We start from the raw sequence: 26955 nt of genomic DNA on the forward strand, positions 1-26955 counted from the left end.
CGCCTACCCAGTTGGGCTCAGCGGAGGGCGGCTAGGCGGTTGCCGTCGCTGAAGATCGGGCGGCCGGATACTACGGCGACCCGGGGGTGTTCGCAGGTCAGCGTGCCGAAGGTCCCGGAGTTGAGGGCCAGCGGCCTGGTGACGATACCGGCGGTTCCGATCATCACTGGCGCGCAACTGCCGTCCGGCTGCGGCATCAGCGTCAGCATGCGCCCGTCGGGCAGTTGGGCGAAGCCGTCCCGGGCGAAGCTCGGCTGCTGCAGCGGAGGCGGCACGGGCAGCAGGTGATGCCACTGCGGGGTTCCGTCGGCCGGACTGGCCGAGGCGACGTCGTACATCTGGGGTTCTCCCGGGTCACTCGCGGCACGGCAGGCGACCATGACGAGGGATGAGCGGGTCGCGGTCAGCTGGGCGTCGCAGGAGTTCGGGCCGAGCCTGGGCCGCGGGGTGCCAGGTACGGGCGCGGACCAGGTCAGACGGCCTTCGCCGGCGTCGACCGTCCACTGGTTGAGGGTGCCACCGGCCGCGGCGGTCCAGAGCAAGCCGGAGACCAGGCGGGTGTCTGGGATGGCGATGATCTGGCCGACCCAGTTCTGCGGGTCCAGCTCGGCGCTCAGGTCGAACTGCCCGCCGAGGTCGACCTCCCACTTCGGTTCACCGCGGTCCAGGTTGATACCGCGCACGACGGCGCTGTTACCGGCGCAGGCGTCCACCACGACGGCTAGACCGGCTGTGAGCGTGCCCTGGGTCAGGACGCAGCTGGAGCGACTTCGCCAATGCGTAGGTGCGCTCACCCCGTGCGAGGCGAGGAAGTTCCCTTCGGCCACCAGAAGGCGGTCCGCGTCCACGGCGAGCGCCTTGCCGTCCGTATGGACGTCAGCCAGGACACGACCGCTGACCGCGTCCAGCACGGCGTACGTCGGGAGTTCGATGCCATTCCGGGCTCCGGGACCGCCGTACGGCAGGTAGGCCGCGAGAGTCTTCCCGTCGTTCGACACGATCAGACCCCGTGAACCGGTCTTGGCGGCTCCGTCGACGTCCGCCCGGGAGTAGCGCCAGCGAACCTCGCCAGTGGTCGCGTCCGCCATGACGACGCCGTCGGGCCGTAGCTCGGCGATTCCGCCCGCAGTGCCGGCGATCGTGCCGGTAGCTGGGACCTCCCGGTTCCAGGCCAGTTGGCCGTCGAGGGACACCGCCATCGTTCCAGGGGTGTCAGTGGCCGTCGTGCTGACTGTGTTGGCTTGTTCCAGCCGGGCCTGGACGAACGGCTTCCCGGCGGCCATAGCCACGAAACCAAGGACTAGCCCGCAGACGACGACAGTGGCCACACCAAACGCTCTACGAGGTTCGACCGCGTAGAGAGGCGTTGCCCGTAGCCGTCTGGCTAGAGCGAGTAGACCGCCCGCAAGCATGAAAGTGATCGACCCGAGCAGGAAATACGGCCAGCGCTCGCTCAAGGCGGCACCAAGCCGTGCCTCCGGCCAGGTCAGCAACGTGGCGGCCACACCGGCCGCACCACCTAGACCGAGCATTGCGGCAAGCGTGATGAGCAGACGATGACCCGGCCCGCGGCGGAACCAGGCGCAGGCGATTCCGGCTGCGAGCGCCGTACCGGCGATAGGCGCCCAGACCGGGTACGACGTGAGCTGGTCCGCCGGGACGGGCCAACGCGCTGCAGCGGCTAGGCCCCGGCCGATCAGGACCGACCCGGCCACGGTGGCTCCGAGCGTCGAGCCCAGGTACACCAGCGGGATGAGGCCTGCGGCAGGTCGAGCCGTTTGAGGTAGGAGAGCCGCTAGTTCCCGTTCCAGGTTGGCCCGGGCCGGTTCCTCCCACTGGGCGTGCGCCCGCTCCGTCGTGTAGAGAGGGTTGGCCGCGAGGCGTTCCAGTACGGCGGTCCGGCCGCGGGCGAAATCGCGGTCCGGGACGTGCGCGTATTCCTGGCGGACAGCCGCCGCGTACTCGTCGTACCGCTGCTGGTCTTGGCTGAGAATGCGCAGGTCTGCGTCACAGAGCACGGCTCCGTTGCGGTCGTCGGCGGCCACCTGGTGATCGGCGGTGAGCCGGATCAGCCGGCCGACCTCGGTGACCCGCTCGGGGGCCACGCCGTAGGCACCGAGTTCGAGCTCGGCCAGTTGCGCCGAGACCTCTTCGTTCTCACCGGGATCGGCCTGCGGATCGTAGATCGCGTCGTGGAACCAGCCGGCCAGCCGGACCGCGACCGGGTCATCGCTCAGATCGGCCAGTTCGTCGATGACGTCGAGGACTTCACACAGGTGGCGCTGATCGTGGTAGTGGCGGTGATCTTCGGCGTAGCGGGCGAGCAGATCCTCACCGAGCGGCTGGGCGTCCGGCAGCAGGCGATTCCACCGGTCACGCAGCTCCATGGCCGGAAGTCTCGCATCGCACAGTAGCCAGCAACGAGTGGATTTCGCTTCCGGTTAGGGTCGTGGCCAAAGCGATATCGGCTCGTCATAAGGAGGTCACCATGCGCTTCGGTCTGGTCGGAACCGGTCCTTGGGCCCGCGCGACCCATGGCCCGGGCCTGCAGGCCGCCGAGGGGGCCGAGCTGGTCGGGGTCTGGGGACGCGACGCCGGGAAGGCGAAGGCGCTGGGGGAGGAGCTCGGCGTACCGGGCTTCGACGACTATGCCGCGCTGCTGGAATCCGTCGACGCGCTGGCCTTCGCGGTGCCGCCGGCGGTGCAGGCGACGATGGCGATCGAGGCGGCCGCGGTCGGCAAGCACCTGCTGCTGGACAAGCCGGTGGCCGATACCGCCGAGGACGCGTTGGCGCTCGCGGACGAGGTCGCGAAGGAGGGCCTGGCCTCGGTGGTCTTCTTCACCGACCGGTTCAACCCCGAGGTTCGGGCGTGGTTCGCCGAGGCCGAGAAGACCGGTGGCTGGAAGGGCGGCTGGACCCGGATGCTGGCCTCGCTCGACGCCCCGGGCAATCCGTACTCGAACTCGCCCTGGCGACGCGAACAGCGCGGCGCGCTCTGGGATGTCGGGCCGCATGCGCTGTCCAACCTGACCGCGGTGCTCGGCCCGATCACGGGTCTGACCGCGGTCAGCGGCGAAGGCGATCTGGTCCACCTGGTGCTCAAGCACGACGGCGGAGCGACCAGTACAGCCAGCCTGTCGTTGTCGGCGCCGCCCGAGGGCAGCAACTTCGACACCGGGTTCTGGGGCGAGTCCGGCGTGATCTCACCGCCCGAGCGGGTGACCCCGGTCGTCGAGTGCTTCTCGCTGGCCGTCACCGAGCTGGTCGCGGCGGCGAAATCGGGTGACACCCACCCGACCGACGTGATCTTCGGCGCCCAGGTCGTCGCGCTGCTGGCCGGCGCCGAATCCCAGCTCGTCGCCGGCCGTTGAACCTTCGGTCTCGGCGACTGCACGCCAAGGTTCAGCGGAGGGCGACGATGGTGCCGTCGCGTTGGGCGGTGAAGACCTGGTTACCGAAGGCCCAGGCCTCGCGGCTGCAGGTGACGCCTTCCGGTAGCCGGGTCTGGCGGTAGCCGGCGCGGCTCACCACGCTGACCTGGCAGCCCTGGCCGGTGCGGGCCAGGGTGACGACGCGGCCGTCGGTGGTGACCGCCACCCGGCCGTGCGGATCGATCGGGGCTTCGTGCTGCCAGCTGGTCCGGCCGGTGCGGGAGTCGATCGCGGTGATGATCGCGGTGTCGTTGCGCCGGGTCTCGGGACCAGGGCAGTCGACCACGATGACCATTCGCCCGGCCGGCGTCAGCAAGGTTCGGCAGGCCCATCGCTGCGGGACCTTCCAGCGCCAGCGTTCGGCGCCACTGCGGGCGTCGATCCCTACCAGCGCGGTAGCAGGGTCGGAGTCGCCGCCGGGCTCTACCGCCGCGACTACCAGGTCACCGACAGCCATCGGCCGTCGATAGCGCTCGCTGGTCGAGCGTTGCCAGAGTTGCTTGCCGGTGTTCACGTCCAGTCCGGCAAGTTCGTCGCCGCTGCTGCCGCACTCGTGGCTCAGTAGCCCGACCACGACTCCGGCCGTGGCGGCCGCCTTGATCTCGGCGCATCGCTCGGGCTCGTACGTCCAGCGGATCCGCCCGTTCTCGTCCACGCCGCGCAGCTTGTCCGAGCCGCTGCTGAACGATTCGCCCGTGATCAGCGGATCGGCGTTCTGCACCTTCTGATCCCGGTCGTCGCGAGGCCAGGCCGCCGTACGACGTCCAGTGGCCGCGTCGAGTACAACCTTGCCGAAGCCCGGGAAGTCCGCCAGGACCAGCTCACCGCCTCGCAACGCGTACAGCTCGGGGGAGCGCGAATCGGTGTCGCTGCGGGTGTAGCGCCAGCGGATCTCACCCGTACTCGGATCTAGCATCTCGACCACGCCACTACGCCCGGCGAGGGCTATGCCGTGCTTGGTGGCGACGGCCTCCTCCAGCCAGCCGGTGGCTTCGTCGTTGGCCCAACTGACTTGCCCGTTCAGGACGGACTTTGGAGCGATACCTGCGGCTTGGGTGGCAGGACGGACCCACTCGTTCGTGTTCAGCAGGTAGGCCCTTGAGACGGGCTGAACCACTGAAAGCAGGACTAGTGCGATGACGACCGCCACGGCGAACCAGGAGAGTTGCTGACCGTGGTTCCGGGGTGGGAGGTATCTGGTGGTTCTGGCCCGCAGGAGCGATCCGGCGATCGCCGCGGCACTTGCGACCGCTACGAGGATCAACGCCGTGATCAGCAGCGGTACGCGCAGGCCGACTCCGTTAACCGGGTTCGCGACGGGTATACGGGTCCGAGCAACTAGAAGCGCCGTGACGGACAAGGCCAGGACTGTCCCGGCTATGAGGCCTGCACGCTGCCGTCCGTTCTGTGCGCACTTGAACAGGACACCAGCCGCCGCAATCGACAGCAGCGCCACCGCGACCGGGAAGACCATCGAGTCGGGCTCATCCACCGGCACCTGCCAGGGAGCACCCGAAGCCGCCGCGGCGACCGCGGCAGCCGCAATCGACCCGAACGTGGCAGTGGCGGTCAACGCCGCGCTGGACCAGCCACGCCACGGCGCGGGGATTTCGCTGTCCACGGAGTCCAGCTCGGCGCGCAGGTTCTCCCGCGCTGCCGGGCCCATCCGCTCCTCGGCGTACGGCGTCCGGAAGAGTGGCTCGGTGAGCATGCGCTGCACCTCGGCGTACCGCTGGTGCAGGTAGTTGTCGCGGTTGTCGCTGGCCCGCCGCAACTCGGCCGCGTGCTCGGCGTACCAAGCGGGATCGGCGGCCAGATGGGCGTTCACCGCGTCGAGCAGTACGTCGCCGTTGGCGTCGGGCCGGTCGGGCAAGGCCGCCGGATCGCCCGTACGGCGAATCAGCCGGGCCACTTCCACCGTACGGGTCGGGTCGATGCCGTGGGCGGGCAGGCGCCGTTCGGCCAGTCGGGCCGAGGCCTCCGCGTCTTCGGCCGGACTGCCGCCCGGGAGATGTTCCGCCCGGTGGAACCACGCGGCCAGCCGGACGGCGGTTGGATCGGTACTGAGCTGCACCAGCGAGTCGAGCGCCGACAGCACGATCTCGAGGTAGTCCTCGCCGTAGGCGCGGCGGGTCCGGGCCGAGTAGAGCGCGATCAGCTCCTCGGCGAGTCGATCGGGATCGCTGACGCCTGCCGGCTGCGGCCGCAGCTCGTTCCACTTCTCGCGCAACGTCACGGCAGCAGTCTCCCAGGCACAGGGTGCGATGAAACAACTGCACCGGGTCGTCATCCCACGGGATGAGCGATCGTGCTACCGGGGTCTGACAACGCCCACGGGTAAGATAGGCCCCTGAAACGATGTAGTTGCTCGTTGCCGAGAACAACAATGGCGGATATGAACCTGGTCGAAGTGCTGCCTCAAGCCGGCTGCGATGGGCTGGCGGAGGCGGTGATCGACCTCGCGGCCATTCAGGCGAACGTGCACCGATTCCAGACGCTGCGCCCGGGCCTGCAGGTGATGGCGGTGGTGAAGGCCGACGGCTTCGGCCACGGCATGGTTCCCGTCGCGCGAGCGTGCTTGGCCGCCGGTGCCACCTGGTTGGGCGTCGCCCGCGCCGAGGAGGCGCTACAGCTTCGGGAGGCGGGGATCACCGCGCCGGTCCTGGTCTGGCTCTACGGCCCGGACGATCTGGAGTTGCTCGAAGACGTCGACGTCAGTATCGCCGGCCTGGCCGAACTCGAACGGGCTGCCGCCGCGCCGAACGTGCAGAACGTGCAGCTCAAACTCGACACCGGCTTACACCGTGGCGGCAGCTCTTCCGGCCAGTGGATCGAGCTGACGGAGCAGGCCGCCCGGCTGGAGGCGGAAGGCCGGTTTCACGTGCGCGGGTTGTGGTCGCACCTGTCCCACGGCGACGAGCCGAGCGGCGTGCACAACCGGCGGCAGCTGGAGATGTTCCGCGCCGGCGTGGTGCTCGCGCGTCGCGCCGGGCTGGACCCGGAGCACCTGCACCTGACCAACTCGGCCGGCACGGTCGCGCTCGACGCCCCCGAACTCACCCTGGCCCGGATCGGCGCCGGCCTGTTCGGTATCGACGAGCTCGGCGTGGGACTGCAGCCGGCCATGCGGCTGACCACCCGGTTGCACCAGACCCGCCGGATCCGCGCCGGCGAAGGCGTTTCGTACGGTCATGACTTCGTCGCCGAGCGGGACACCACGGTCGGGCTGGTGCCCCTCGGTTACGCCGACGGCATTCCTCGCGGCGTGCACGCGACCGTGCTGATCGGAGGTGTCCGGGTGCCGATCGCCGGGCGGATCGCGATGGACCAGTTCGTGGTCGATCTCGGGGATGCGACCGCCGCGCCCGGGGACGAGGTGGTGGTCTTCGGCGACGGTTCGCAGGGGGAGCCGACCGGGGCCGACTGGGCCCGCTGGGCTGGCACGATCCCCCACGAGATCTACTGTGGCATTGGGGCCCGCGTGCCCCGGCGCTACCTCGACCCGGCCGGCTCCGGGTCGTCCGGCCCGGTCGCTCCTGGCCGGATCTCCCCGACAGAGAGGCAGAAATGACCACCAGCTCCGTGACGGCGGCCGCCCAGCAGCGCACGCCGCGGATGACCGTGGCCGTGATCATGGGAGGCGTCAGCTCCGAGCACGACGTGTCCCTCGCCAGCGGCGGCGGTATCGCCGAGGCCGCCGAGAGCCTGGGCCATCAGGTGATCCGCCTGGTGATCGGGCGCGACGGTAGCTGGACCACCAACGGCACACCCGGCCTCGACGCCGCGCTGGCCGCGTTGCGCGCCTGCGACGTGGCCGTGCCCGCGATGCACGGCGAAGGTGGTGAGGACGGCACCATCCAGGGCTTCCTCGAACTGCTCGGCGTGAATTACGTCGGCAGTGGTGTCGCGGCGAGCGCGATCAGCCTGGACAAGCACGCCACCAAGGCGGTGCTGGCGACACACGGTATTCCGGTCGCGCCGGGTATCACGCTGCGTGGCGAGGCCCTGGTCAACGCCGGAACGGACCCGGACCTGGCCGGCGTACAGCTCAAGGAGGCCGGGATTCCGTACCCGGTGTTCGTGAAGCCCGCGTCGGGCGGTTCCAGCTTCGGCGTCACCCGCGTCACCGAGACGGCCGGCCTGGCCCCCGCGATCGCGCTGGCGGCGGAGCTGGACGAGCAGGTGCTGATCGAGCAGGAGATGATCGGCCGGGAGATCGACCTGTCCGTGATCGAGCTGCCGGACGGCTCCATCGAGGTCGGACCCGCGCTGGAGATCCACAGCGACCCGAGCCAGCCGTTCTTCAACGCCGAAGCGAAGTACGGCAGCGCCGCCACCGAGTTCGTCGTACCGGCGCCGGTTGATCCGGAGCTGGCCGAGCGGTTGCGTTCGACGGCGGTCAACGTGTTCAAGTCGCTCGGCTGCAAGGGCCTGGCCCGGGTGGACTTCTTCGTGCCGGCCGACGGCGAGCCGGTCGTGAACGAGCTCAACACGTTCCCCGGTTTCACCCCCGCCTCGCAGTACCCGCGCATGTGGGCCGCGACCGGCCTGACCTACGCCGACGTGGTGAACGTGCTGCTCGCGACCGCGGTGGCGGAGCGCGCGTGACCACATCCCTGCCGGTATTGCTGAGTGACGAGCTGATCACCCGCATCCCGGTCGTCGAGAGCGGCGAGACACTGGTCGATCTGCGCGAGCGCGGTATCGCCTGTGCACGCACCGGTCCGACGCCGGGCTCGGCGCATCGCCGGGTCCGCGCGGGCCTGGCCGAGCGCCTGGTCATCGCAGACGGCTTCTTGCCGGCAGGGACGCGGTTGTTCGTTGCGGAGGGCCTGCGCCCGTCGCGGGTCCAGCAGGAGATCTACGACGGGTATCGCGCCGAGCTGGAGCGCCTGCACCCGGGCATCGAGCCGGCCGAGGCGCATGTGCTGGCCAGCCGGTTCGTCTCGCCGATCGAGGTCGCGCCGCATGTCGCCGGTGGCGCGGTGGACCTGACGCTGATGGACGCCGAGGGCAAACCGCTCGACCTCGGTACCGAGATCGACGCGACGCCTGAGCACAGCGATGGCGCCTGCTACTTCGCCGCGACGAACATCTCCGCCGAGGCCAGACGGAACCGGGCCCTGCTCGCCGACGTACTGACGGCCGCCGGGCTGGTGAACTACCCGACCGAGTGGTGGCACTGGTCGTACGGCGATCGCTACTGGGCCTATTCCACGCATCACCCGCACGCGTTGTACGGACCGGCCTGACGCTGCTGCCCTGCGCATCGGGCATGCTGCGGGGATGCGCTTGCTCCTCAGCCTGCTGTTCCTGTTCTCGCCGGTAGCACCTACGTCGACGGTCGAAGAGGTGGCGTCGGGGTGGCAGGTCAGCCCGGTGTACGTTCACCCGTCCCAGCAGGCGTTGGTTCCGGCCGCTGAGGCCGAGCGGTTGGCCTTGCGGGTCCAGTCGCACGAACCGGCCGTGCACATCGCGGTAGTGCCTGCGGCGGCTCTGAACGAGGCGACCGGGTCTAGCCGGGAGCAGAAGGCCCGGGCCTTTGTGGACGCGCTGGTCGACGCGTGGCAGAAGGACGGCGTGTACATCGTCGTGTTCGGTGGAGCGATCGTCTGGAGTAGTGCCGTCGGGGTCGACGTACAGATCGGTGAGGTGCTTACGGATGAGCTGGGCAACTATTCCCGGTCCGACCCGGTTGGCCTGCTCGACGCGGTTCTAACGCGTATAGGCGTTGCAGAATCTTCTAGTGGGAACGGCTGGCTTTGGGGTCTTCTGATCGCCTTGGTCGTTCTAGTGGCGTTAGGCCTGGGGTTGTGGCGTTGGAAAGCTCGGACGAAGACGGAACCGCCGCCGCTCTACAAGCCGTCGTACCAGGTGCTGCCGGATGAGGCGGACACGTTGGAAGAGCGGCGACGACTCGCTCGTGAGGACGTCACCCGGTTCGGAGAGGAGTTGGACGCGGCAGATCTGCCCGTGGATCGCGAACTGGTCGCGGGCCACGTACAGGCGGCAATGGACGCTTACGCCGACGCAGGCCGTCAGGCCGACAGTGAGCTGGACGACGAAGGCCTGCGGGGTTTGCGGGCCACCGTTGAGTACGGGCGCTGGCGGTTGGCCAGCGCGCGAGCGGTACTGGCGGACCAGCCGGTGCCGCCAAGGCGCGCGGGCTGCTTCTTCGACCCGGCCCACGGCATGTCCGTGACCGACTGGATGTACACGCCACCGGGCGGTAAGGCCCGGGAAGTCCCGGTATGCGCTGCCTGCCGGGACCGGCTCTCGGGAGGAGCTCGATGAAGGTCTTACTGGTACTGGCGGCTCTGCTGCTCTGGACGCCCAGTGTCGCCGCAGCCTCGCACATCACGCCTACTCCCACGCCCAGCGCCTCGCTGGACAAGCCGGGCCGGTCGCCGGGTAAGTCGTCGCCGAGCACCACCCGGCCGCGATTCACCTACTCGCCGCCGAACACACGGGCCGAGCGCGCGGCCCGGAAAGCCAAGATCGAGAAGTACATGGACGACGTCGCGCTCAAGCTGGCCGACCCCGGCGTATGGATGGATCCCGGTGTCGACGAACTCACCGAGACCCAGCTGGCCAAGCTCAGCACCGCGGTCAGGAACGCACCCGTGCCGATGCGTATCGCGATCATTCCGGCCGCGAACCTCAGCACCAGCTCCGGCTTCAGTAGGACCGCCACGCTGGCTTGGGAAGGTGAAGAGATTCCCGACCAGCTGTACGACCGGGTCGGTGTCGAGGGTATCTACGTGGTTCTGGTCGACGCCTCGTCCCAGCGCGGCGGACGCGGGCTGCACGCCGTCCAGCGCGCCGACAAGGGGCCGACGTACCACGTGGAGTCGGCTGTGGATCAGGCCGTCGACTGCTGCGCGCCGAACTACAACAAGATGCTGACCAGGTTCATCGAACGGGCTCGGGTGGTGAACAAGCCGTTCTACGTGGACGCCGCGCCGTACGCCGGGGGAGCCGCCGGGCTGGGCGCACTGTGGTGGGGCGGTACGGCGTTCGCCGCGGGCCGCCGACGCCGCCGCGAGCAGAAGGAACACCTTGAGATCGTCCGGCCAGTACTGACCGAGGAGATCATTGAATTCTCCAAGCAGGTCTCAACCCTCCCCGCGACGCTGGACCCGCAGCAGACCAAGCTGATCCGCGATGTGCTCGACACGATCGAGAAGGCCCGGCAGCGGCTGGACAAGGCCAAGGGCGACAGCGATGTCGAGGCCGTCACCACCCTGCTCGGGTCCGCCCGGTACGCCCTGGTCTGCCTGGACGCCATGCGCAGCGGAAGGCCTATCCCCGAGCCGACGCCGCCTTGCTTCTTTGACCCGCGGCACGGACCTAGTACAGGCAAGGTCGCGTGGGCCCCGGAGAACGGCGTCGAGCGAACGGTAGACCGTTGCGACGACTGCGCCCGGCAGTTGGCGGCAAACGAACAACCGGCCGTCCGAACGGTCACCCTGCGCGGAACCGCCCGGCCGTACTGGACGCTGGGCGAGGAACTCGCGTCGTACATCGACGGCTACTGGACGAACGGCGAGGACCGGTGGACGTTCCCCGACCCTGACGCGCGAAGGGCCGCCGCGGCCATGCGATCCCGCTGGGCGAGCGACCGGCCGTCGGCCCGGTTGAGCCGCTGGAGCGACGATGTCGGCACTTCGATGAGCAACTGGGGTTCGAGCTCGTCCTCCTGGTCCGACGACGACGATGACTCGTCCAGCGGCAGCAGCCGTCGCCGCTCGTACTCTTCCCGCACCCGCTCCAGCGGCGGCGGTTCCTCCCGCCGCTCCGGCGGCAGCCGCGGCTTCTGAGCTGAGGCTCAGTCCGGGGGGAGGGCGGTTAGGACGCCGTTGAGGAGGCCGGGGAAGAGGGCGTCGAGGTCTTCGCGGCGGAGGTTGATCATGCGGCGGGTGCCGACGATGCGCGAGGTGATGACGCCTGCCTCGCGCAGGATGCGCAGGTGGTGGGTGCGGGTCGACTTGCCGACCGGCAGCGGGAACTCACCGCACGCGATGCCTTCGGGCGGAGCCGTCGCGACCGCACGCAGGATCTCCAGCCGGACGGGATCGCCCAGGGCCTGCAGGACCTGGTCCACCTTGATCTCGGCTCGGTCCGGATGCGGCAGGACCTCGGGCTCGCTCATGCAGCCATAGTACGACGATTGTCGAAGTTCGATGAATGTCGTAGTACGATCATCATCGAACTTATTTCCGTCGAGGGGTGAGCTGATGTCCGCACGCATCTACCTACTGGCCGCCGGGGCGTTTGCCGTCGGCACCAGCGCGTACGTCGTCTCCGGGGTTCTGCCGGCCGTCAGTTCGGAGCTCGACGTTTCGCTGACGGCGGCGGGTCAGCTGGCGACGGCCTTCGCGCTCTCGTACGCGATCGGCGCGCCGCTGCTCGCCACCCTCACCGGCCGATGGGAACGGCGCACGCTGCTTCTGGCCGCCCTGCTGCTCGCGGCCCTCGGCAACGTCATCGCGGCCATCGCGACGAATTACCCAGTGCTGATCGTCGGCCGGGTTGTTGCCGCGCTTGGCGCCGCGGCGTACACCCCGGCGGCCACGCTCTTCGCGACCGGGTTGATGCCGCCAGAAGGCAGGGGCCGCGCGGTGGCCGTGGTGTTCGGCGGATTGACCTTTGCGCTCGTGCTGGGCGTACCGGCCGGCAGCCTGCTGGGGGAGAGCCTTGGTTATCGCGGGGTGTTCGCGTTGATCGCCGGGGCGACGGTACTGGTCGCGATCGCGATCGGAACGCTGTTGCCGCGGGTGGATGCGCCGCCGGTGGTCGGTTTGCGCGAGCGCTTCGCGGCAGCGGCGGATCGGCGGGTGCAGACCGTGCTCGCGATGACGGTGCTGTCGGTGCTGGCCGCGATGAGCGTCTTCACGTACGTCGTACCGCTGCTGGCTGAGACCGCCGAGCTGACCGGATCCGTTGTGGGCGTGCTGTTGCTCGTGTACGGCTTGGGCGCGGTCGTCGGGAATGTGATCGGCGGCCGGACCACGGATCGCTTCGGCAGCTTCCCGACCTTGCTGGTCACGATGATCGTGTTCGCCGCGCTGACGGCGGCACTGCCGTTGACCGCCACCTCGGTGATCGGCGCGGGTGTCTCGCTGTTCACGTTGAGCCTGTTCACGTGGGCGTTCAACCCGCCGATCCAGAACCTGCTGCTCGAGCTGTCACCCAGCGGCGGGCTACTGCTCTCGCTGAACGCCTCGGCGATCTATTTCGGCGCTGGTCTGTCCGCCGTGGTCGGTGGCGTCGTCATCCAGCTGGCCGGCATCCGCCTGCTGCCGGAAGTTGCTGCCGTTCTGGCCCTCGCCTCCCTCGGCCTCCTGCTCACCCTTCGGCGTCCGGTTCGTACACCTGCTGAGGAATTGGAGCCGGCGTACGCGTCCCAGCCGTAGCGTTCATTCGTCGCAGAACAAGGGCTAGCGGAGGACCTCGGGGAGGGGAGAGGTGTGCACGATGGCCAGTGAGGTGACGGCTCGGGTGAGGCAGACGTAGAGGCGGCGCAGGCCGGTTCGTTCGTCGGCCTCGGCGGCGACGATGGCGGCCGGTTCGAGCAGGACCACGTGGTCGAACTCGAGGCCCTTCGCCAGACTCGCCGGAACGATGTCGAGATGCGCCTCCGCGTCGTCCTCGTCACCCAGCACCGAGTGGTTCAGACCCTTGGCGGACAAGGCGTTCTGGGCTGCCGGAACCAGGGCGTCCGGCAGGATCAGACCGATCGAGCCGGGCCGCTCGGTCAGCACCGAGACCGCGGAGACCGCGGCGATGAGGCTGTCCGGCGTTTCGGTGATCTCCAGCTCGCCGCGGGCTCGTCGTACGGCGGTGGGCGGTGCGAGGTGTGGCGCGATCAACGGCAGCAGCCGGGCGGCGTACTCGATGACCTGACCGGGTACGCGGAATCCGGCTGTCAGCTCTTCGGTGTGTGCGCCGGGCTTGCCGAGATGGCCGAGCGCCTCTTCCCACGAAGGCGTGGCCCAGGGCGTCGTACCTTGGGCGATATCGCCGAGCACGGTCATCGAACCGGTCGAGCATCGCCGCCCGACGGCCCGCAGTTGCATGGCCGAGAGGTCCTGCGCCTCGTCGAGAACCACGTGGCCCAGGCTCGGCGTGCGTTCGATCAGGTCGGCGGCCTCGTCGATCAGGGTCGCGTCCGCGATGGACCACTTGGCCGAACCGGCCGTGCGAGGCGCCTTTTCCCAGCGCAGCAAGGCCTGTTCGTCTTCGGTGAGCAGGCCTTCCGCGTGTTCGGCGAGGAAATCCGCGTCGGTGAATAGCCGGAACACCAGTTTGGCCGGATCGATCGCGGGCCACAACGCGTCGGCGTACACCTTGACCGGGCGGCTCCTCGCCACGGAATCCTGCACCCGGTCGTCCGGGGAATCCCCGCCTGCCTCCATCCGCGTCAGGACGGCATGTGCCAGGCGTTGCGGCAACATGGCCCGCCCCGCGCCGTACCGGATGCCTCGACCGCGTAGTTCGGTGACAAGTTCCTCAGCCACGTACGCCGGGACACGCCACCTGTGCGAGCCTCTCGGCACTACCAGCGGCTCCGTCGGGATCTGCACGTGTGACCAGACCGCACGACGTAGTACCTCGGCTAGCCGCGCATCGCCCTTTAGTACGTCGACCGGGGCCGGACCGGGCCCGGCGATACGTACGCGCGCCACCATTTCTTCGACGGTCGTCTGCTTGGCCTCGATCTCTCCCAGCGCGGGAAGAACGTCACCGATGTACCGGAGGAAGCTGGCGTTTGGACCGACTACAAGTACTCCGGCCCGGCTGAGCTGGTCCCGGTAGGCATAGAGCAGGTACGCCGCGCGGTGCAGGCCTACGGCGGTCTTACCCGTTCCAGGTGCTCCCTGGACGCAGATGGTGTCTCCGACGCCTGCACGAACGATTACGTCCTGCTCGGGCTGGATCGTTGCCACGATGTCGCGCATAGGCCCGGAGCGCGGACGCTCGATTTCGGCGTCGAGGATGTCGCTGTGCTCGTCGACGGCCGCCGCGGCGGTCAGGTCCTCGTCCTCGAAGGCGGTCATTTCGCCGTGCGTGAAGCCGAACCTCCGCCGGATGCCTACACCCATCGGCTCGGTCTTGCTGGCCCGGTAGAACGGGACGGAGATGTCGGCCCTCCAGTCCACTACGAGCGGTTCACCGGCCTCGTCGTTCACATGGCGGCGGCCGATGTGGAAGGTCTCCTGGGTGGGTTCGCGATAGTCGAGCCGGCCGAAGAACAGCGGAACGTCGGGATCGTCCTCAAGCTCCTTCATCCGCCGCCAGATCGCCGCCTTCAGGAACTCGGTGTTGATCCGGTCGGCGCTGGCGATCTCCAGCGACCCGGTCTTGGCCCGCATAGCAGCCAGGGCCTGCCGTGAGGCGGCAAGATGCGCCCGCTCGGCAAGTAGCGTCGAATCGGATATCGGAACCTGGTCGGACATGCAAAGACCTCCGCATCGCGGCTGAACATCAGGGAGCCCTCAACGAGCCCACCCACGCTACCCGCCCAACCACCCCACCTCCACCGATTAAACCCACGCGCCGGTACGGCGAGCTGCTGCCGCCGCGCCCGAGCGTCCCGCCACCGCGTGGGGGTGGTTGATGGCGACCGGTGATCGGGAGGGTCGGCTGCCGACTTTTGGCGCGGCTACCTGGTTGGAACCGGGTAGTGGTCAAACAACTCGGCAGCGGCGGCGCCACAACCGGGTAGCCGCGCAGAGGCGGGGTACGTCCGTCCGGCAGACCGACCTTTGGCTGTGCGGGTCCGGCCGTGGCGGCCGAGGGCGGTGGCGCCCGCCTGCGTTGCTTGGTAGGCGACCCGCCGCGGTTAGGGGCGAGCGAATACAGACGAATCGACGCAGCGTTGGAGACGTCCCGCCGCGGCGTGGGGAGCATCCCGGGAAGTTAGGCGAAGAGGTTTTCGGAGTCGATGATGGTGTAGGCGTAGCCTTGTTCGGCCAGGAAGCGCTGGCGGTGGGCGGCGAATTCGGCGTCCACGGTGTCGCGGGCGACGATGGAGTAGAAGCGGGCGGTTCGGCCGTCGCCCTTGGGGCGGAGCACCCGGCCGAGGCGCTGGGCCTCTTCCTGGCGGGAGCCGAACGTTCCACTCACCTGGACCGCGACCGAGGCCTCGGGTAGGTCGATGGAGAAGTTCGCCACCTTGCTCACCACCAGCCGGTTGATCTCACCGGTGCGGAACGCCTCGAACAACCGCTGCCGCTCCTTCACGGTCGTCTCGCCCTTGATGACGGGACAGCCGAGCCGTTCGCCTAGTTCGTCGAGCTGATCGATGTACTGCCCGATGACCAGCATGGGTTCGCCATCGTGGTGCTCGGCGATCCGCTTCACCAGCCGGGACTTCGCCGGGGTCGAGGCGGCCAGCCGGTACCGGTCCTCCGGCTCGGCCGTCGCGTAGACGAACCGCTCGGTCTGTTCGAGATCCACCCGGACCTCGATGCAGTCGGCGGGCGCGATCCACCCCTGCGCCTCGATGTCCTTCCAGGGCGCGTCGTACCGCTTGGGGCCGATCAGCGAGAACACGTCGCCTTCGCGGCCGTCCTCGCGGACCAGGGTGGCGGTCAGCCCGATGCGCCGGCGCGTCTGCAGGTCGGCCGTCATCCGGAAGATCGGCGCGGGCAGCAGGTGCACCTCGTCGTACACGATCAGGCCCCAGTCGCGGGCGTCGAACACCTCCAGGTGGGTGTAGACGCCCTTACGGCGGGTGGTCATCACCTGGTACGTCGCGATGGTGACGGGCCGGATCTCCTTGCGGGCGCCGGAGTACTCGCCGATCTCGTCCTCGGTCAGCGTGGTTCGCTTGAGCAGCTCTTCCTTCCACTGCCGGGCCGAAACCGTGTTGGTGACCAGGATCAGCGTGGTCGCGGACGCGCGGGCCATCGAGGCGGCGCCGACGATGGTCTTCCCGGCGCCACACGGCAGTACGACGACCCCGGAGCCACCGTGCCAGAAGGCGTCGGTGGCCTGCTCCTGGTACGGGCGAAGCTCCCAGCCGTCGGTGACCAGCTCGATCTTGTGCGCCTCGCCGTCGACGTAACCGGCCAGGTCCTCCGCGGGCCAGCCGAGCTTCAGCAGGGTCTGCTTGAGGTGGCCGCGCTCGGACGGATGCACCAGCACGGTGTCGGAGTCGATGCGCTCACCGAGCAAGGGCTTGACCTTCGCGCTGCGCAGCACCTCTTCGAGCACGGGCCGGTCGGTGCTGATCAGGATCAGGCCGTGGTCGGGGTGCTTCTCCAGTCGCAGGCGGCCGTACCGGTCGAGGGTTTCGGCGATGTCGACCAGCAGCGAGTGCGGTACCGGGTACCGGCTGAAGCGCAGCAGTACGTCGATGACCTGCTCGGCGTCATGCCCGGCGGCGCGCGCGTTCCACAGGCCGAGCGGGGTCAGCCGGTAGGTGTGCACGTGCTCCGGCGCACGCTCCAGCTCCGCGAACGGCGCGATGGCCTTGCGGCAGTCGGTCGCCTCGGGATGGGCGGTCTCCAGTAGCAGTGTCTTGTCGGACTGGACGATCAACGGTCCGTCGGTCACTGCGAATCTCCTGTCGAACGACATCAACGGCAAACTCAAGGGGGAAGTGAAAAGGGCGTGGTGCCCGACCTACCAGTCTGCCTGATGGGTCAAAACGGCCTTGGGTTCCCTGCTTGGTCACGAGTGATCGCGTCTGACCGCCGCTCCGTCGCTTGCCGGGTGGCCGCCGGCGGTCCGGCGTTCAGACGAGACCACTCGTGACCAAGCAGAGGCCTAGTTCTCGACCAGGCGGGCGGCGGCGATTCGGTGCAGGGCGTAGGTACGGGGCTGGTCGGCGTCGACGTCGTAGGCGGTGAGCCAGCCGTCGGCCACCCGGACCGGTTCGACGATGCGCTCGGAGGCCTCGCCGTTGTGATCGACATACGAGATCCAGGTCCGGGCCCCGGCCTCGGCGGCGTTGCCGAGTACGCCGATGGTCTCCGCCGGGGCCGCGAGTACGTCGCCCGCGCCGCCTTCGGGCCGATCGGCCGCGAGCCGGTCGCCGGACCGGACGTTCTCCAGCACGGCCTTGACCTGGTCCTCGGTCAGCTCGATCGTGCTGTCGGCGAAGTCCCGGTTGGTCCGGCGGCGGGGTGGCCGACCGCGCTTCGGTGCCGGCGCGGTCACGTGCACCACCCCGTCGAAGCTCTCGGCCAACGGGGTGAACCCGGCGTCGCGCAACCGGGTCAGCACCTGGTCGGGTGAGGCCGGTGAGACCAGCACGGTCGGCGCCAGCCGGCGGAACCGCACGCCCGGCATCGTCGTACCGAGCAGGCGGGTGATGACGTCCTCGTCGTCACAGCGCAGGTACGTCGAGGCGGCTCCGATCCGCAGTACGCCGTGGCGCCGGGCGATGTCGTCGATCAGGTAGCTGAGCGGTTGCGGTACCGGCGTGCGGGAGTGTTCCGCCAGCCACTCGTGCAGCTGGGCGCTGGTCCGGCCGAGGTCGAACGCGCGCCGCACGGAACTCTCGCTGAACCGGAACACGCCACCGCCGCCATGGGACTCCGCGTCGGCCATCGTGGCGAGTTCTTCCTGCACCGAGCGGACCAGCGGTCCGGGCGCGACGGCGGTGAGGTCGGCCTGCAGCAGTACGTGATCGACCGGTTCGGGCACCATCGGCTGGATCGCCGCGGCCAGATCGCCGTCCTCGTCCAGCAGGGGCCGGGCGTAGTCGGCCAGCGCACCAAGACCGGTCACACCGAGCAGAGCCGCCTCGGCGATCGTCCAGCGGACCAGGTCGTCGCGGAACGGGCCGCCGCGGCGCGGGCGATGCCACGCGACCCAGGTGACCAGCGCGTCCTCGCTGACCGCGGTACCCGGCTCCGCCAGGGCCAGGCCGCGCAGGGTGAGCAGGCGGATCTCCGGCGCGAGCAGGCGTTCGAGATCAGGCGCGAGCGCGTTGACCAGGCGTTCCCGCGCGGCGGCGGTCGCGCCACCGGTATCGCGGCGGCCGACCAAGCCGATCGCGCGCTGGCCGGTGAACCAGGCGTTCACCACAATCGCCCAGCGGTGCGCGGTATCCAGCTCGAGCCACTCGTCGTACGTTGCCGTGGGCAACCAGAGTTCGGTGTTGCCGACCTCGGCCCGAGCCAGCAGATCGGCGGCGTAGGCGATTTCGAGCACCAGCGCGACGGTCTGCTCGTCCAGGCCGAGGCGTCCGCCCAGCGCGCGGGTCTCCCGCACGCCGAGACCGCCGGTCCGCAGTACGGACGGGGGATCGGTGCCGATCTGCTCCAGCGCCTGATCGACCTGCCGGACCAGGTCCAGCGCGGCCCCCGCGGCGGCCCGTCCGGCGATGGCGGCCGAGACCGTACGCCCGGCGAGCGGCGGGGGCACCGGCCGGGTGGAGGCCAGTACGCGACCACCGCGCAGGTGCAGCCCGATCTGGCGGGGCAGTACGACGGTGTTGGCGTCGCGCGGAACCACCAGGCCCCGGGCCAGCAGGCGCTCGACCGGGGTCTTGGCGGAGGCGATCGTGACCGGCCGGTCGGCCTTCTCGACCGAACCGGTCGGCGGACCCCAAGTCAGTTTGGCCAGCACTTCGCGGGCCTCCGGACCGGCGTCCTCGATCAGCTGGTCCAGATCGCCGAAGTGCCGGGCGGTGACCGGCCCCAGGCCGGCCGGGGTGGGCCCGAGTAGTTCGTGCACGGCGCGGATCGGGCGCAGGTCGTCGTCCGGCCCCCAGACCAGGGCAAGCCGGCGCAGTTCGGTGAGACGCGGCTCAACCACCTCCGGCGCCTGGTCGACACCGGCACTCAGGCTGGCCAGATCGACCGGTTCGGGTAGAGCCGACAATGCCTCCAGCAGGTCGACGCTGAACTCGTCCAGCCGGTTGATCGCTCGTGCCGCTGAGGCGTTCGTGGTGACACGGGCAGCGAGCTGACCGGTATCCGAGGGCATGGGGGAGGCGAGGTCGGGCCGGTGCCGAAGCAGGTAGCCGAGTTCGTCATCGCCCCAGCCGCGTAAGGCCTCGGCAAGGGTGCGTGGGCGGGACCGCTCGGTATTGCTCATCCCTGCCACGATACGGCCCCGCACCGACACCGCTTACCGATCACTCGATCCCGGCCCGGGACCGCGGCTTGATCTCTGTCCGCGAGTGGTCGGGTGGGGAACTTATTCCGCCGCGCCCGCGTGGCCGATTCGGTGGAAGCCGAGGCGTTCGTAGACGGCGGCGACCGCGTCGTTGTGGGCGGACAGCAGGACCGTCTCGACGCCGTTGTCGTACGCGTCGCGGACCAGCCCGCTGGTGACCGCGGCCGCGAGGCCCTGGCGGCGCATGGCCGGCAAGGTGGCGACCCCGACGATCTCGCTGGTTCGCCGTACGGGCTGGTGGGCGCCACTCGCGACCACGCCGTCGGGCCCGAACGCCGCCATCGAGACGGTGACGCCGGCCTTGGCCCGCGACAGCAGGGTCTCCGCGACCTCGGGGTTTCCGTCGCGAACCTGGGCGTCCCGCTCGGCGGCACCCTCCGGGCCGATCGCGGTACTGGGATTGGCGAAGGCCAGTTCCGCGACCGCCCGGGCCTGGGCGAACTCGGCCTCCTCGAAGGCCAGCGTGCGAACGGTGATGCCTGCGGGCGGATCCACCGGCTTGAAGTCGGCCTTGTCCAGCACCAGCAACGGGTGCTCGACCACGGTCAGACCCGCGGCGCGTGCGGCCGGTCCGAGCGACGGACAGACCTCAACGACCCACTCGATGGCCAGCGGTACGTCGTACTTGGTGCATTCGGCTCGCAGGGCCTCGACGTCGGCCGGGGTGACTTCCTGCCCGGCGCGAGGCCGCGCGTAGTACGGCCAGGACACGGTCGAGCGGAACAGCGTGAACGGACCGATCTCGATCTCGGTCGATCCGGACAGCGGTGCGGCGTGCAGGTATTCGTCGACGTGCTCGAGCATTCGCCGCCCAGCCTTTCCTCGATCGGGCTTCCGACGGCGAAGCGAACCAGACCGGCCCCGGCGTACGCAACGGGTTATCCGCCAGGGCCGCCGGGTCAGTCCTCGATCAGTTCCACCCGGTCCGGGTAGAACGCCAGGTGGTCCTTGATGTCGGCCACGGCGTCGTACGGCGTCTCGTAGGTCCAGACCGCGTTCTCACCGGCGTCGTTCAGGGCGGGAATGCTGTAGTACGACGCGTCACCCTTGAACGGGCAGTACGTCGAGTGCTCGGTCCGCTCCAGCTGGCCGAGATCGACGTCCTGGCGCGGGATGTACCGCACGGCGGGATAGGTCGACTCCTGCAGCGTCAGCGCCTCGGTCGTCTCGGCCAGCACCTTGCCGTCCACCAAGACCTTGATCCGGCCGGCGTACGGCGTGACCGTGATCGGGTGATTCGGTCCGGGCCGCAACTTGGGCTTGTGCGCCATCCGTCCTCCAGTGCTCGGGTTAGTCCTCAGAGTCCAAGGCGACCCGGCCCGCCCGCATTCCCGGGAGGCGGAAGAACGTGCGGATATCGGCGATGAGCAGGTCCGGTTGTTCCATTGCGGCGAAGTGGCCGCCACGGTCGTACTCGGTCCACTGGACGATGTTGTTGGTCCGGTCCGCGATGTGCCGCAGTGGAATGAAGTTGTCCCGCGGGAAGACCGCCAGCGCGGTCGGAGTGATCGACGGTGCCGGCGGATTTCCCCAGTACGGCGCGTGGGCCCGCTCGTAGTAGATGCGCGCGGACGAACCGGCCGTTCCAGTCAGCCAGTAGAGCATGACGTTGGTGAGCAGGTGGTCCCGGCCGATCGCGTCCTCCGGCCGGTCGCGAGAGTCGGTCCACTCCTTGAACTTCTCGATGATCCAAGCGAGTTGGCCGACAGGGGAGTCCGTTAGCGCGTAGGCCAGCGTCTGCGGCCGGGTCGACTGCAAATCGGCATACCCCTGCTTCTCCTTGAGCCACGCCTGCTGCCGTTGCCACGAGGCCAACGTGCGCTCGCGCTCGGCTGGTTCGAGGGCGGCCAGCTCGTCCGGAGTAGGTTCCGCCGTCGCGGAGGAGGCCGGGAGCAGGTTGAGATGTACGCCGACGACATTGTCCGGGTGGATCCGCCCGAGCTCGCGGGAGATCGCCGCACCCCAGTCACCACCCTGCACGCCGTACCGCTCGTAGCCCAGCCGCGCCATCAACTCGGCGAAGGCGGCAGCCACACGATGGTATTCCCAGCCGGTCTCGCGAGTCGGCCCGGACAAGGTGAAACCGGGAATGCTCGGCAAGACCAGGTGGAACGCGTCCGCCGGGTCACCGCCGTGCGCCCGTGGATCAGTGAGCCGCGCCGCGACCCGGGTGAACTCGGCGAACGAACCAGGCCAGCCGTGCGTCATCAGCAGCGGAATCGCGTCCGGCTCGGGCGAACGCAGGTGCGCGAAGTGCACGGTGGCGCCGTCGATCGTGGTGGTGAACTGCGGCCACTGGTTCAGTTCCGCCTCGGCGGCTCGCCAGTCGTACTCGTGCCGCCAGTACGCCACCAGCTCGCGCAGATAGCCCAGCGGGACGCCGTACGCCCAGCCGACATCGGGCAGTTCGTCCGGCCACCGGGTCCGATCCAGCCGTGCGTGCAGGTCGTTCAAATCAGCCTGCGGAAAATCGATCCGGTACGGCCTCAACTCGTCGCCCACGCGGGAGGCCTTAGAGCGGGGGGAGGCGGACCACCAGGCAGGGGCCGCCGTCGAAGGTGCCGCCGTCGATGGCGAGGGCGCGGCCGTCGGCGTACAGCAGGGGACCGGTGAGCTCGGCCGGTTCGATGCCGAGCTGGTCCGCGACGATGCTGTGGCCGTGAACCAGCCGCTTACCGCCGAGGCGGCGCATCAGGTCATCGGCGACCTCTGCGCCATCGGAACCGCGGAAAGCGTAGCGGGCGGTCATCCGCCGCCACATCTCCCACCAAGCCACCAGGTCGTCACCGGCCAGATCCGCCCGGGCGGTCGCGTTGATCTCCTCGACCGAGTCGCCCCAGTCGAGGTACTCGTCGTTGTCCGAGTGCATCAGCAGGTAGTCGCCGTCGAGCGCCAGCAGCGGCAGGTTGCACAACCACGCCGCGTGGTCGTCGGTGAGCAGCTGCTGGTCCCGGTCCTGGCCGCCGTTGAGGGTCCAGCTGACCTCGAAGCTGCGGCGGCGGATCCCGTCGTGCGGGACCTCCGCACTGCCGAAGCGCTTCATGCCGAGCGCGAGGATCTCGTGGTTGCCGAGCAGCGCGCGGACCTCGCCCGCGGTCGCTTCGGCCTGCACCTGCAGCCGGCGGACCAGTTCCAGTACGCCGATACCGTCCGGGCCCCGGTCGAAGAAGTCGCCGAGGAACCACAGCCGGGCGTCGCGGCCGAGCCAGTTGGCGGCCGCGTCGGTCAGGCCGGCCTGGAACAGCGCGGCGGCCAGCTTCTCCGGATGGCCGTGCACGTCGCTGACCACGAAGACGGCGGAAACGGGTCTCACCGGGCGCTCATCCCCGCAGCGTGAGCACGATCAGAACGACGTTGAGCACCGAGACGGCGGTCGCGACCAGGCATGCCGCGAGGGTAGTCGGCCACCGGTTGGTGAGGTCGCCCATGACACGCCTGTCCGCGGTCAGCCGAACCAGCGGCCACAGCGCGCACGGGATACCGAACGACAGCACCACCTGCGACACCACCAGAGCCCGGCTCGGGTCGATGCCCAGTGCAAGAATCAGCAGAGCCGGCAGCAGCGTGATCAACCGGCGGGCCCACAACGGAACATGCCGTCGCCAGAATCCCTCCAGAATCACCGATCCGGCGTACGTACCGACTGACGAAGAGGCGAAACCCGAGGCGAGCAGGGCCAGCGCGAACAGCAGTGCCGCCGTACCACCGAGGCGATCGCCCATCGCCGTGTGCGCGGCGTCGAGGGAATCCGCGCCAGTTCCGGTAAGAGCCGCCGCGGCGACCACCACCATGGCCAGGTTGACCGCGCCGGCGAGGGCCATCGCGATCGCGACGTCGAGCCGGGTGGCCTTCAGTACGCGGGCCCGGCCGGCCGCGGAGCGCAAGGCCTTGCCGTGCCGATCGGTGACGAGCGCGCCGTGCAGCCAGATCGCGTGCGGCATCACGGTGGCGCCGAGCATGCCGGCGGCGAGCACCAGCGACTCCACCCCGTCCAGCCGGGGCACCAGGCCGTTGACCAGGCCGGACGGCGACGGGTCGGACTGGATCGTGGACACCACGAACCCGACCAGTACCACCGCGAGCAGGCCCACGATCATCGCCTCGAACGGGCGCTGCCCGCGCTTGGACTGATACACCAGCAGCGCGAACGAGATGGCCCCGGTGATCGCGCCACCCAGCAGCAGCGGAATCCCGAACAGCAGGTTCAGTGCGATCGCGCCACCGACCACCTCGGCCAGGTCGGTCGCGATGGCGACCAGCTCGGCCTGGGCCCACAGCCCGAGCGACGTCCCGCGGCGGAAGTGCTCGCGGCACAGCTGAGGCAGGCTGCGGCCCGTCGCGATACTGGCCTTGGCGGCCAGGTACTGCACCAGCACCGCCATCAGGTTGGCCCCGACGACCACCCAGCAGAGCAGATAGCCGTACGTCGCGCCGGCCGCGATGTTCGTCGCGAAGTTGCCGGGATCGACGTACGCCACGGCGGCGACAAAGGCCGGGCCGAGCAGGAACAGGCCCGAGCGGCTGAGGCTTCGCCGCAGTGGCGCCGGTGCATACATGGGCGGAAGTCTCCCCTATGACCTAGGCCCAGGACCACCTGACTGTGACGGAAGACTCGATGGTCTGCTGGCCCGGAGCCACGGCCAGACTTGGGGCGCCCGCGGCCATGTCCTTCGCGGCGAACATCATCGGCTCGAAACCCCCGGAATGCCGGGTTTCCTGCACCGACTCGATGCCGCCGAGCTGCCGGTCGGCCAGTTCGGCGAGGTGCCGGGCCCGCTCGCGCGCGTCCGCGAAGGCCTCGTGCCGGGCCTGTTCGATCAGGGCGGTCTTGTCGGCGATATCGAAGTGGAGCTGCTCAAGGCTCAGGTCATTACCAATCGCGGCGACCACGGCCTTCAGCAGGCGGCCGAACCCGGTCAGATCGGCGGTCGAGACGACCAGTGAGTGCGAGGCCCGGTACCGCGACACCTGCATGCCGTCGCCGTACTCGGGGAAAACGTTGACCGAGCTGGTCCGGATGTCGGCGGTGGCGACACCTTGCGCGGTGAGCGCGGCGGTCGCCGCGTCGGTCTGAGCCGCGACGGCATCCACGGCGTCGGACACGTCCGCGGCGCTGTGCCCGACGCTCAGGTGCAGGCGGAGGAGATCGGCGGGCGCCTGAGCCTGGCCGGTCCCGGTGACAGTGATCCCAGAATCCATCGCCCCAGTCTGTCAGGTACCGCCGACACACGTGATGTCTCGAGTACGGCGAGCCACCGGCCGCGCGTTGGTCATCCCGGCGGTGGCCCGGCCGACGCGTGGATCGCGCCGGCCGGGCCCAGTACCGATCAGCCCTTGTGGATGACGATCTGGCCACCCGAGAGGGCGGTGACCGGGTCGGTGCCGTCAGCGGCGCCGAGCTGGTTGTCGTAGACGATGGCGCCGCCCACGGTCTCCCAGATCTTGATCCGGAACTTGTCCGGGCTGCCGTCGGTGGCGGTCAGCATGAAGCTGTAGCCGTCGTTGCCGTTGACGGAGCCGGTGCCCTTGTAGATGGCCTTCTGCCCGGCGACCACGAGCCACTGGTAGTCGTTCGAGTGGAAGTTCAGGTTGCCGGCCTTGAACTGGAACTCGGTGCTACCGGTCGGCACCGAGGCGCCGTTCTTGTACTTCGAGACGAAGCCGAAGTTGGCCCGTCCGGTCGCCGTCGGGTCGGCCGGGTAGGCGCCCGCCGGGGACTGGATCCAGCCGCCACCGGTGACGAATCCACCGTTCGGGTCGTACACCACCACGAAGCCGCAGTTCTTGGTGTCGGAACCACCGTCGTCATCGGTGACCGTGACGGAGATGTCGTAGATACCCGCGGCCGTGTACTGATGGGTGGCCCCGACCGGCGAGCTGACGGCCGGCACCGGGGTCGTCGTACCGTCGCCCCAGTTGACCGACATCGAGTGGGTGTCGAGCGTGCCCGGGTCGGTGAACGTGCCGGCGAACGACACGTCGGTGTTGACCGCGTTCGGCGCGATCGGGCAGGACGTCAGCGTCAGGGTCGGCGCCACGTTCTGGACGGTGACGGTGGTGCTGTCGTCGTCGGTGAGCCCGTTGTCGTCCGTCACGGTCAGCGTGACCGCGTCGGCGCCGTCGTCCAGGCCGTTGTAGGTGGCGATGGCGTTACCGGCGTTCGTGAGGGTTCCGACGCCGGCGTCGGCGCCGCTCCACGCGTACGAGGTGATGACGCCGTCAGGGTCGTTGCTACCGGAACCGTCGAGCAGTACCGAGGAGCCCTCCGCGACGTTCTTGTCCGCCCCTGCGTCGGCCACCGGCGGCAGGCAGTTGACCGTCACGACGACCGGCGGGAAGTTCACTACCGCGTTCTCGTCGTCGTTGTAGACCACCGAGGAGTTGACCGGCAGCGGGCCGCAGGGCGCGCCTTCGTGCTTGATCTGGTAGGTGATGACCAGGTTCTCGTCGGCCAGGTTGGCGCGCGACCAGGTGAAGCCGTTCGCGCTCACGCCGCCGATCGAACCGCCGGCCAGGTTGGACGCGACCGAACCGGGCACCAGGTCCCAGCCTGCCGCGAGTGTGACCGCGACCGACGGGTTTGTTGCCCCGGGCACGGATACCGCCGCGACCAGGGTCTCCAGCAGGGCGGCCAGATCGGCGAAACTGCCCGCGCTGAAGGTGTTGCTGTTGCCCGGGCCGCTGGCGATGGTCTCCAGCGTGGCCTGGCTGACGCCGTCACCAACGCCGACCGCGAACACGGTCGCCTTGCCCTGCAGGGCGGTCGCGGCCGCGGCGGTCGGATCGCCGCCGTTCGCGTTGCCGTCCGTGATCACGATGACGACCTGATTGCGGGCCGGGTCGTCGGCGCCGAGCACGGTGTTGGCCTGGTTCAGTCCGCAGGAGATGCAGGTGGTGCCACCTGCCTGCGGGTTGCCGGTGATGGCGTTGCGGACCGTCGCCTCGTTGTTGTTCAGGCCGATCACGGTGTGCGCGCCGGTGGAGAAGCCCACCACGGCCGCGCGCCCGCCGTTGGTGAACAGGCCATCGTCAGCGACGGCTTCCACCACGTCGTCGGCGAAGGCCTTCAACTGATTGAACTCACCGCCGTCGATGCTGCCGGACTCGTCCAGCACCAGGACCAGGTCCGTCGGCGTGGACTGCGTACTGCTCTCGCCATCCAGGGTGAGCGTCACGGTCGAGACGCCGTACCGGTTGACGGAGGTCGGGCTCGCCGACGCGCCGGGCACGGGTGCCGCTGAGGCGGTCGGCGCCATCACCACGGAGCCCGCCAAAGCGAGCGCGAACGTGCTGACGGCAACTAGTAGCCGGTTTCTGCGGGCAGGCTTACGCCCATGCAGGTTGACTGCATGCATTGTGATTCCCCCTCGGAATCCCCCCACGGG

At 69.3% G+C, this 26955-nt stretch carries 20 protein-coding genes; 7 read left to right on the forward strand and 13 right to left on the reverse strand.

Annotated elements, in window-relative coordinates:
• Positions 1 to 17 precede the first annotated feature (17 nt).
• Complete coding sequence (locus ACFFGN_RS32865; protein WP_380056012.1) at positions 18 to 2387, reverse strand: hypothetical protein; 2370 nt, start codon at positions 2385 to 2387, stop codon at positions 18 to 20.
• A 101-nt stretch (positions 2388 to 2488) separates the two neighbouring features.
• Here ACFFGN_RS32865 and ACFFGN_RS32870 point away from each other — a divergent pair, with 101 nt between their 5' ends.
• Complete coding sequence (locus ACFFGN_RS32870; protein ID WP_380056015.1) at positions 2489 to 3373, forward strand: Gfo/Idh/MocA family protein; 885 nt, start codon at positions 2489 to 2491, stop codon at positions 3371 to 3373.
• Between the two features lie 31 nt (positions 3374 to 3404).
• On the opposite strand, the gene ACFFGN_RS32875 is transcribed toward ACFFGN_RS32870, so the two are convergent.
• Entirely contained in the window at positions 3405 to 5669 is a 2265-nt protein-coding gene (locus ACFFGN_RS32875; protein ID WP_380056017.1) for an outer membrane protein assembly factor BamB family protein, read from the reverse strand.
• 159 nt (positions 5670 to 5828) lie between these two features.
• Here ACFFGN_RS32875 and alr point away from each other — a divergent pair, with 159 nt between their 5' ends.
• From alr to ACFFGN_RS32900, 5 genes are read left to right on the forward strand one after another with little or no spacing between them, the layout of a single operon-like run.
• A complete protein-coding gene (gene alr, locus ACFFGN_RS32880) occupies positions 5829 to 7004 on the forward strand; it encodes an alanine racemase (RefSeq protein WP_380056020.1) in 1176 nt (391 codons plus the stop codon).
• Complete coding sequence (locus ACFFGN_RS32885) at positions 7001 to 8041, forward strand: D-alanine--D-alanine ligase family protein (protein WP_380056023.1); 1041 nt, start codon at positions 7001 to 7003, stop codon at positions 8039 to 8041. Before alr ends, ACFFGN_RS32885 begins: the two co-directional genes overlap by 4 nt.
• Positions 8038 to 8685 (forward strand): M15 family metallopeptidase, encoded by a 648-nt coding sequence (locus tag ACFFGN_RS32890; RefSeq protein ID WP_380056026.1) that lies wholly within the window; start codon positions 8038 to 8040, stop codon positions 8683 to 8685. Before ACFFGN_RS32885 ends, ACFFGN_RS32890 begins: the two co-directional genes overlap by 4 nt.
• A gap of 34 nt (positions 8686 to 8719) precedes the next feature.
• Positions 8720 to 9727 carry a hypothetical protein gene (locus ACFFGN_RS32895; RefSeq protein WP_380056028.1) on the forward strand — a complete coding sequence of 336 codons (1008 nt, stop codon included), beginning with the start codon at positions 8720 to 8722 and terminating at the stop codon, positions 9725 to 9727.
• The gene (locus tag ACFFGN_RS32900) at positions 9724 to 11253 is read left to right on the forward strand and encodes a hypothetical protein (protein WP_380056031.1); all 1530 of its coding nucleotides are present in this window, start codon (positions 9724 to 9726) and stop codon (positions 11251 to 11253) included. The genes ACFFGN_RS32895 and ACFFGN_RS32900 overlap by 4 nt, the downstream gene beginning before the upstream one ends.
• 8 nt (positions 11254 to 11261) lie before the next feature.
• Here the strand turns inward: ACFFGN_RS32900 and ACFFGN_RS32905 are convergent, their stop codons facing one another.
• Positions 11262 to 11585 (reverse strand): ArsR/SmtB family transcription factor, encoded by a 324-nt coding sequence (locus ACFFGN_RS32905; RefSeq protein ID WP_380056034.1) that lies wholly within the window; start codon positions 11583 to 11585, stop codon positions 11262 to 11264.
• An 85-nt stretch (positions 11586 to 11670) separates the two neighbouring features.
• On the opposite strand from ACFFGN_RS32905, the gene ACFFGN_RS32910 reads away from it, so the two are divergent.
• Positions 11671 to 12849, forward strand: a complete 1179-nt coding sequence (locus tag ACFFGN_RS32910) for an MFS transporter (RefSeq protein ID WP_380056037.1) — start codon at positions 11671 to 11673, stop codon at positions 12847 to 12849.
• Positions 12850 to 12873: 24 nt separating this feature from the next.
• On the opposite strand, the gene ACFFGN_RS32915 is transcribed toward ACFFGN_RS32910, so the two are convergent.
• The 10 genes from ACFFGN_RS32915 to ACFFGN_RS32960 all read right to left on the reverse strand — a co-directional run bounded on the left by ACFFGN_RS32915 (position 12874) and on the right by ACFFGN_RS32960 (position 26925).
• A complete protein-coding gene (locus tag ACFFGN_RS32915; RefSeq protein WP_380056040.1) occupies positions 12874 to 14892 on the reverse strand; it encodes a HelD family protein in 2019 nt (672 codons plus the stop codon).
• 463 nt (positions 14893 to 15355) lie between these two features.
• Entirely contained in the window at positions 15356 to 16996 is a 1641-nt protein-coding gene (locus ACFFGN_RS32920) for a DNA repair helicase XPB (protein WP_380056043.1), read from the reverse strand.
• Positions 16997 to 17209: 213 nt separating this feature from the next.
• Positions 17210 to 19489, reverse strand: coding sequence for a helicase-associated domain-containing protein (locus tag ACFFGN_RS32925; RefSeq protein ID WP_380056047.1), 2280 nt, complete (start codon positions 19487 to 19489; stop codon positions 17210 to 17212).
• A 102-nt stretch (positions 19490 to 19591) separates the two neighbouring features.
• Positions 19592 to 20374, reverse strand: coding sequence for a GNAT family N-acetyltransferase (locus tag ACFFGN_RS32930; RefSeq protein WP_380056050.1), 783 nt, complete (start codon positions 20372 to 20374; stop codon positions 19592 to 19594).
• A gap of 95 nt (positions 20375 to 20469) precedes the next feature.
• Entirely contained in the window at positions 20470 to 20841 is a 372-nt protein-coding gene (locus ACFFGN_RS32935) for a DUF427 domain-containing protein (RefSeq protein WP_380056053.1), read from the reverse strand.
• Positions 20842 to 20860: 19 nt separating this feature from the next.
• On the reverse strand, positions 20861 to 22072 hold the full coding sequence (locus tag ACFFGN_RS32940; RefSeq protein ID WP_380056056.1) for an epoxide hydrolase family protein: 1212 nt from the start codon (positions 22070 to 22072) through the stop codon (positions 20861 to 20863).
• 10 nt (positions 22073 to 22082) lie between these two features.
• Entirely contained in the window at positions 22083 to 22883 is an 801-nt protein-coding gene (locus ACFFGN_RS32945; protein WP_380056058.1) for a metallophosphoesterase, read from the reverse strand.
• Between the two features lie 7 nt (positions 22884 to 22890).
• Positions 22891 to 24126 (reverse strand): Nramp family divalent metal transporter, encoded by a 1236-nt coding sequence (locus tag ACFFGN_RS32950; RefSeq protein WP_380056061.1) that lies wholly within the window; start codon positions 24124 to 24126, stop codon positions 22891 to 22893.
• Positions 24127 to 24148: 22 nt separating this feature from the next.
• A complete protein-coding gene (locus tag ACFFGN_RS32955) occupies positions 24149 to 24769 on the reverse strand; it encodes an SIMPL domain-containing protein (protein ID WP_380056063.1) in 621 nt (206 codons plus the stop codon).
• Positions 24770 to 24897: 128 nt separating this feature from the next.
• The gene (locus ACFFGN_RS32960) at positions 24898 to 26925 is read right to left on the reverse strand and encodes a VWA domain-containing protein (RefSeq protein WP_380056066.1); all 2028 of its coding nucleotides are present in this window, start codon (positions 26923 to 26925) and stop codon (positions 24898 to 24900) included.
• Between the last annotated feature and the right edge of the window lie 30 nt (positions 26926 to 26955).

The organism is Kribbella deserti, assembly GCF_042434725.1.
In the GTDB taxonomy this organism is placed as follows: domain Bacteria; phylum Actinomycetota; class Actinomycetes; order Propionibacteriales; family Kribbellaceae; genus Kribbella; species Kribbella deserti.